Source organism: Kribbella sp. NPDC050820 (genome assembly GCF_040653975.1).
Classification (GTDB): Bacteria; Actinomycetota; Actinomycetes; order Propionibacteriales; family Kribbellaceae; genus Kribbella.
In genome coordinates, this window is sequence record NZ_JBFAHB010000102.1 from 22,133 (window position 1) to 28,617 (window position 6,485).

At 64.3% G+C, this 6,485-nt stretch carries 7 protein-coding genes and 1 pseudogene; 4 read left to right on the plus strand and 4 right to left on the minus strand.

What is annotated here, in order from left to right; all coding sequences use genetic code 11:
- Positions 1 to 3: 3 nt before the first annotated feature.
- The 4 genes from AB0H36_RS44080 to AB0H36_RS44095 are packed head-to-tail and all read right to left on the minus strand — an operon-like array spanning position 4 to position 3,488.
- Positions 4 to 1,632 carry an extracellular solute-binding protein gene (locus AB0H36_RS44080; protein WP_360537435.1) on the minus strand — a complete coding sequence of 543 codons (1,629 nt, stop codon included), beginning with the start codon at positions 1,630 to 1,632 and terminating at the stop codon, positions 4 to 6.
- Between the two features lie 26 nt (positions 1,633 to 1,658).
- Positions 1,659 to 2,117, minus strand: a complete 459-nt coding sequence (locus tag AB0H36_RS44085) for a carbohydrate ABC transporter permease (RefSeq protein ID WP_360537437.1) — start codon at positions 2,115 to 2,117, stop codon at positions 1,659 to 1,661.
- Position 2,118: 1 nt separating this feature from the next.
- Positions 2,119 to 2,583, minus strand: coding sequence for a hypothetical protein (locus AB0H36_RS44090; RefSeq protein WP_360537439.1), 465 nt, complete (start codon positions 2,581 to 2,583; stop codon positions 2,119 to 2,121).
- The gene (locus AB0H36_RS44095; protein ID WP_360537441.1) at positions 2,580 to 3,488 is read right to left on the minus strand and encodes an ABC transporter permease subunit; all 909 of its coding nucleotides are present in this window, start codon (positions 3,486 to 3,488) and stop codon (positions 2,580 to 2,582) included. The genes AB0H36_RS44090 and AB0H36_RS44095 overlap by 4 nt, the downstream gene beginning before the upstream one ends.
- Positions 3,489 to 4,460: 972 nt before the next feature.
- Here AB0H36_RS44095 and AB0H36_RS44100 point away from each other — a divergent pair.
- The 4 genes and pseudogenes from AB0H36_RS44100 to AB0H36_RS44115 form a co-directional block, all read left to right on the plus strand.
- A pseudogene (locus AB0H36_RS44100) lies at positions 4,461 to 4,847 on the plus strand (AraC family ligand binding domain-containing protein); the annotation flags it as partial.
- 81 nt (positions 4,848 to 4,928) lie between these two features.
- Positions 4,929 to 5,243: an AraC family transcriptional regulator gene (locus AB0H36_RS44105; RefSeq protein ID WP_360537447.1), complete on the plus strand. Its 315-nt coding sequence runs from the start codon at positions 4,929 to 4,931 to the stop codon at positions 5,241 to 5,243.
- Between the two features lie 107 nt (positions 5,244 to 5,350).
- Entirely contained in the window at positions 5,351 to 6,271 is a 921-nt protein-coding gene (locus tag AB0H36_RS44110; RefSeq protein ID WP_360537443.1) for a phytanoyl-CoA dioxygenase family protein, read from the plus strand.
- Positions 6,272 to 6,351: 80 nt separating this feature from the next.
- The coding region (locus tag AB0H36_RS44115; protein ID WP_360537449.1) for a citrate/2-methylcitrate synthase at positions 6,352 to 6,485 on the plus strand (134 nt) is incomplete at its 3' end.

Genomic DNA, 6,485 nt, shown 5'->3' on the forward strand with positions numbered 1-6,485 from the left:
GTCTCAGCGTGAGGTCTTGAGGGCTTGGGCGAGTTCGTCGGCGATGCGGTCGCCGCCGTCGTTCTTCCATTTCTTGACCGCGTCGCGCCAGGCCGACACCGGTTTGCGGCCTTGGACGATGTCGTCGGCGACCTGGTTGACGGCGTCGGTGAGTTGCTGGCCCTTGCGCACATCGGTTTCGGAGTACAGGCCGGCGGCCGGGTTGGCGATGGCGTCCGGACAGACCGCCTTCATCGCGTTGAACTCGGCGTCGGCGCTGCCCTCGCGCTCGGGCAGGAAGATCGTCCAGGGCGCGTCGGCCTCGTACTGCAGGCCAAGCTGGGTCTCGCTGAAACCCTTCGCGCTGATCACCGGATTGCCGTCGACCATTTGGTGGTGGATGCCGGCTAGGCCGTATTTGCGGAATAGGTACTCCTGGGTGCCGAACGGCGTGGCCAGGTAGTTCAGGTAGGACAGCAGGGTTTCGACCCGTGGTTCGGCCTTCTTGCTGATCGCCGTGACGTAGATCGCCGGCCTGCCTAGCCAGGTTCGGCCCATGCCCGAGCCGTCGTGTTTCGGTGGCGGGATGGTCGCGATCCGGGCGTTGGGGGCGGTCATTTTCTGCAGGTACGTCGGCCAGGCGCTGAAGGTGTCCTGCACAAGTGGGCTCGATCCGTTCGCGAACCGTGTCTTCAGGTCCGTGTTCTGGCCGGAGTAGGCGTCTGGGTGGATGTAGCCGGACTTCCACAGCTTCTGCAGGATCTCGAGGACCTCCTCGTGGGCCTCGTGTTCGAGGTAGCTGACAAGCGCGTCGCCGTTCTTGCGCCACAGGTTCGGCATGTCGAACATGTTCCGCACGTACTGCGTCGGCGTGGCGGCCAGTGCGAAGCGGTTCATCCGGCCGTTGGTCAGGGCTTTGCACAGTTCGACGAAGTCGTCGGTGCTCTTCACCTCGGCCTTCAGCCCTTGCGCCTCCAGGATGTCGGCGCGGCTGTAGAGAACCGAGGAGCTGATCGCGCCGCGTGGAATCGGGATGGCGTAGATCTTGCCGTTGAAGATCGCCGAGTTCCAGCAGTCCTCGGGCAGGTTCGCCAGGAACGGGTATTTCTTGATGTTGTCGCCGGACAGGTACGGAGAAAGGTCGGTCGCCTTCGCCGCCAGCATCTGCGGGATCTGCGGGACCGCGCCGACCGTGAAGATGTCACCGAGCTGGTCGCCGGCGACCGCGGTGGCAAACTTCTTCGGATAGTCCACCGACGGCGTCAGGTTCACCGAGATCGGGGACCCGACCCGTTTGTTGAGCTCCTGCCAGAAGGTGTTCTGCTCGACCTTGGGCGGGATGGCCCAGGCGGTAGGGGTCATGACCTGGATCGGTTGGCCGTCACCTGGCGGTTCCGTGATCGCCTGGACCGGGTTGGCCGGGTAGCGGCGGAATGCGTCCGGGATGTTGTACTCGGCGCCGGCCATGTCGGGTTCGACCCCGGTGTAGCGCTCGTAGGCGGGCCGGATCTTGGCCCGTGACGCCTCGTCGTTGCCCGCGCTCGAGCCGCCCCGGCCGGCGTTGGAACAGCCGGCCACACTGGCTAGGCCGAGCGCCGTGGCGCCGGCGAGTACGGTCCGGCGGCTCAGCGGCCGCGCATCGTGGACACTCATGGTGGTGTTACCTCTCTCGTCACGGGTCAGCCCTTGACGGCTCCGGTGAGGACGCCTTTGGCGAAGTGGCGCTGGATGAACGGATACACAACGAGGATCGGAATGATCGAAATCATCAGGATCGCCATCTGGATCTGCGTCTGTGGCGGGACCGCCTCGCCGCTGAGCCCGAGGTCTTGGCTGCCGAGCTCGGCTCCGTTGACGACGTAGGTCCGCAGCACCAGTTGCAGTGGCCATTTGCTGGTGTCGTTGAGGTAGAGCAGTGCGTTGAAGAAGCTGTTCCAGTAGCCGACGCCGTAGAACAGCCCGATGACGGCGATCACCGCCTTGGACAGCGGCAGGCCGATGTGCCGGAACAGCTGCCATTCCGACGCGCCGTCGATCCGCGCCGAGTCGATGATCGCGCCGGGCAGGCCGACGAAGTACGCGCGGACGACGACCACGTTGAACGCGCTGACACACACCGGCACGATGACAGCCCACACGCTATTCAGGAGGCCGAACTGCTGGACGACCATAGGACGGGATCAGGCCCGGGTTGAACAATAGACTGATCAGGACGAGCAGCAGCAGCGGCCGGTTCCCGATCGAGCCGCGGCGGCTCAAAGCCCAACCCAAAGTGCAGGTGAGCAGCAGCGCGAGCCCTGTGCCCACGGCGGTGATAAAGCAGCTGATTAGCAGCGCCTGCGTCACCGTTCCACCGGAGAGGATCGAGCGGTACGCCGACAGGTCGATCCCGTGGGTCGGGAACATCACGAAACCGCCGGACTTGGTCACCTCCTCGGCGGGCGCGAGGCTGGTCGAGATCACGCCGATGAACGGGAACACGACCAGCGCGCAGATGATGGCCAGGAAGACCGCTTTGACGGCCCGCTCCGGCAGCCGCGGCATCGGCATCCCGTCGACCATCGAGCGATGCCGCTTCGTGACGGAAGCCTTGGTGTTGGTCATCCCCGGTACACCCCCTCCTCGCCGAAGCGATGGGCGATCTTGTTCGCCGACAGCACCAGAGCCAGGGCGAAGGCGCTCTTCACCAAGCCGACCGCGGCGGCCACGCCCCAGTTCCCGCCGACGATGCCGTTGTTGTAGACGTAGGTGTCGAGGACCTCACTGGCGTCGATGCCGACGGCCTGTTGCTGCAGGATGATCTGCTCGAAGCCGACCGTCAGCGAGTCGCCGAGCTTGAGGATCAGCAGCAGGATGATGATCGGCTTCAGCCCCGGCAGCGTCACGTGCCAGGTCTGCCGCCAGCGGCCGGCGCCGTCCACCGCGGACGCCTCGTAGAGGGCGCGGTCGATCTGCGACAACACGGCCAGGAAGAGGATGGTCGCCCACCCGGTGTCCTTCCACAGCACCTGCGACGTCAGCAGCGCCCGGAAGACCTCGACGTTCCCGATGATGTGCAGCGGGTCGTGGCCGTGCGAGCGCAGCCAGTTGTTGATCATCCCGGTCCCGCCCAGCACCTGCTGGAACACCGCGACCACGATCACCCACGACATGAAGTGCGGCAGGTAGATGATCGACTGCACCAGTTGCCGCAACCGGCCCGACAGCAGGCTGTGCAGCACGATCGCCACGACGATCGGCGCGGGGAACACGATGACCGTCTGGATCAGGGTCAGGATCAGGGTGTTCTTGACCGCGTTCAGGAACGCCGGATCACCGCTGACGATCACCTTGAAGTTGTCCAGCCCCACCCACAAGCTCTGCCTGATCCCGAGATACGGCTGATAGTCCTGGAAAGCGATCACATTCCCCAGCAACGGGTAGTACTGGAACGCCAAGATCACCAGCAGCCCAGGGATCGCCAGCAGCAGCACCGGGTAATCCCGCCGCAACCGGGTCAGGAAAGACACCTTGTTGACACGAGGCGGTTCCTCCGGGGGATCCGCGCGGACTGTTTCACTCGATGGCCACGCGCGGGCGGTATCCATCACAGGCATCACACCGCACTCCTTTCGCCGACCTGACGGGACAGGAACCCGGCAGCCAGTCACCGGTCATGAACGGGTACGTCCTCCCGGCGGGCGCCGGCCTGGCCCGGGCACAACTCTTACTCCGTCGCAAGGCTGACGGGGCTGCCTTCTAGGACGAAGGTCAGCGAGAACCTCCCGCCCAAGACACAAGAGGAACCAACTTTGCCTTGCAGCCAGCACCGCCTCGGCGAGTGCCGCTGCAGCCCGCCAAGATCATGGGGGGAGCCACGATGGTTCTGGCAGTCACTAATCGGCAGCGGGTGATGAGATGATCCATCCTGCGCTCCCGATTTCCGAGCCCACATCGGTGAGGGCTGATGCGCCACATTAGGCGCGAGCCGGGAAGCGCAGCCACGGCTCAAACGGCCATAAATGTGCACTGAGTAGGGTTTAGAGGGGCCTCGGCCTTAACTGACAACGATGGACTGTGCACTAAGCCGGGGTTGGTGACGCTGGGTCTGCGGGAGAATGCAGCCGGTTTCGGAGGTCAATCAGCCGTTGTCGGCGATAGACGGTCCAGCTCGCCGGGTTTGGCCATTCGCCTAAGGATGATGGCGGCTACCATCTCCCCTGGCAGGGTCGGGGACTCGGCTGGCGAGGAGCCAGGGGACGTAGTAGTAGGTCCGAGTTCGCTGGCTACCTCCGTCACCGCGGCTTCTCAGGAGCCATCGGGTCAGGCAAACCTTCAGATATGTACTACCGTGGATGGACTCCTCGCTCTGAGAACAAGGATCCGAGCGCAAACCTTGCCTCAGGCAACCTTGATACTGAAGGCATGATTGAACTATGGATGCCGAGTCTTCGGCCGATTACACCGATCCGGGCGTCTGGCGGACGTTGGCCGCTGCCGCGATGACGTACCCCCTTCGCGCCGGCAACTCCGCCAGTTGGGTGCGGTGTGAGCCGGGCTGGGCCTGGCGGCACACGATCCCGGACTTCGACCTGTGGGCGGTCACGTCGGGGAGCGGCGTAGCGAAGCTGGCAGGCGAGTCAATCCAACTCTCAGCCGGCACGATATTGATGCTTCGGCCGGGCGACGAGATCGACGCCGACCAAGACAGCGACGATCGGCTGCACGTTGGGTTCTGTCACTACGACTATCCGGATCGACCTGACGCACGCCTGCTGGCACCGCGAGTTGTGCGTCTGACAGAGCCCTCGGCTGTCTGGGAGCGGCTCCGTGCAGTGATCAGCGCCGTCCACCGCCGCGACAGCTCTGGGCCAGCCCAGGCCTCGTCAGACCTGGCTGCGCTGTTGATGGAGTTACACGTCCAGGCAGCCCGGTCAGAGGGCGCCTTGCCGCCTCCGTTGGACCCACGAGTGCGGATCGCTATCAACATGCTCCGCTCGCGACTCGACCAGCGCAGAACACTGGCTGAGGCCGCGGCGGTCGCGAAACTCGCTCCAGACACCTTCTCGCGGCTGTTCCGCGCGGAGACGGGCCGGACCTTTCGTGCGTACTGCGTCGCGGCCCGGATCGAGCGTGCCCGAGAACTTCTTACGGAGACTGCTCTCAACGTCACAGAGGTCGCCCAGGCGTTGGGGTACAACGACTACCGCCTGTTCGCCCGTCAGTTCGAACAACACAATCAGGGCTGTCCACCAAGTCGCTGGCGCGGCTCGAACCCCGGTTGAGCCCACAGAAGACCCGGCTCACGCCGTCGTAGGTCGGGCGCTCATTGACCTAGCGTCGATCGCAGCCGTTGCGCTTGGCGCGGCTCGATCAAACAAGGGGCATGGCCATGGGCAAATCCCGGGCGGACACGACTACCAAGTTCGACTACAAGCCGCGGCGGACGCTGAATCCGCCGGACCAGGCCAAGTTCCAGGTGGATACGACGACCGACTTCGGCTACCCCCCGGATCTGTACCGATTCGACAATCCAGCCACGTTCGTGGAGTCGATCGACGAGATCAGCGCAGCCGATGTCGCGAGGTTCGCGGTGGACGGTTACCTTGCCGTGCGCAACGTCCTCGAACCGCACGAGGTCACCGATGTCCTGGACGGACTGTCCCACGTCCTGACCAGTCCAGGACAGGCAGAGATCCAGTACGAGTCATGGGCCGCGGATCACGTGGACACCGCGACCGGAACCGAACGCATGGACCTCGTGCGGAAGTTCATGTGGTTCGTCAACGAGGACTCTCGCCTGCGCGGACTGGCGACCGACAAGCGGATCCTGCGAATTGTCCGTCAGTTGACAGGCAGTGAGGATCTCACGATGTTCCAGGACATGGCGCTGCTGAAGCCGCCGGGCGGTGGAAGAGAGAAGCCGTGGCATCAGGACAATGCGTTCTTCTCATATGAGCCCGGGACGCCGATCGTCGGGGTTTGGATTGCTCTGGATCCTGCTACACCCGAGAACGGCTGCATGCATGTGATCCCAGGCAGCCACGTCGAAGGACCGGTCGTTCACTTCAGGCGTCGCGACTTTCAGCTGTGTGACGACGAGGTCCAGGTAACCCGTGACACAGTCGTTCCACTCCCGCCGGGCGGGATTCTCTTCTTTCACGGATTGCTGCACCACGGAACCCCGGCAAACCGTACTGACACTCGCCGGCGCGCGGTTCAACTGCACTATCTGCCGGCTGGCACACCGGGCATCCCGCAAGAACGTCGGCTCGAGATCTTCGGAAGCGAAGGTAAAGACGTCACGTGCTGAGATCCTCTATGCCTGAGAGCGTATCGGCCCGCGGCGACTTGGTGGACAGCGCGCCGACCACACGAGGACGAGGGAGTCGCATGTCAGATCCGAGGACCGAGGTGCAGCACGGCCTGGAGGGCGTGGTCGCGTTCGACACGCAGATCGCCGAGCCGGACAAGGAAGGTTCGGCGCTGCGCTACCGCGGCGTGGACATCGAGGACCTGGTCGGCCG

Excerpts from the sequence above, each read along its gene's own strand:
- AB0H36_RS44090 (WP_360537439.1), bottom strand. The coding sequence starts at position 2,583 with ATGACCAACACCAAGGCTTCCGTCACGAAGCGGCATCGCTCGATGGTC.
- AB0H36_RS44110 (WP_360537443.1), top strand. The coding sequence starts at position 5,351 with ATGGGCAAATCCCGGGCGGACACGACTACCAAGTTCGACTACAAGCCG.
- AB0H36_RS44080 (WP_360537435.1), bottom strand. The coding sequence starts at position 1,632 with ATGAGTGTCCACGATGCGCGGCCGCTGAGCCGCCGGACCGTACTCGCC.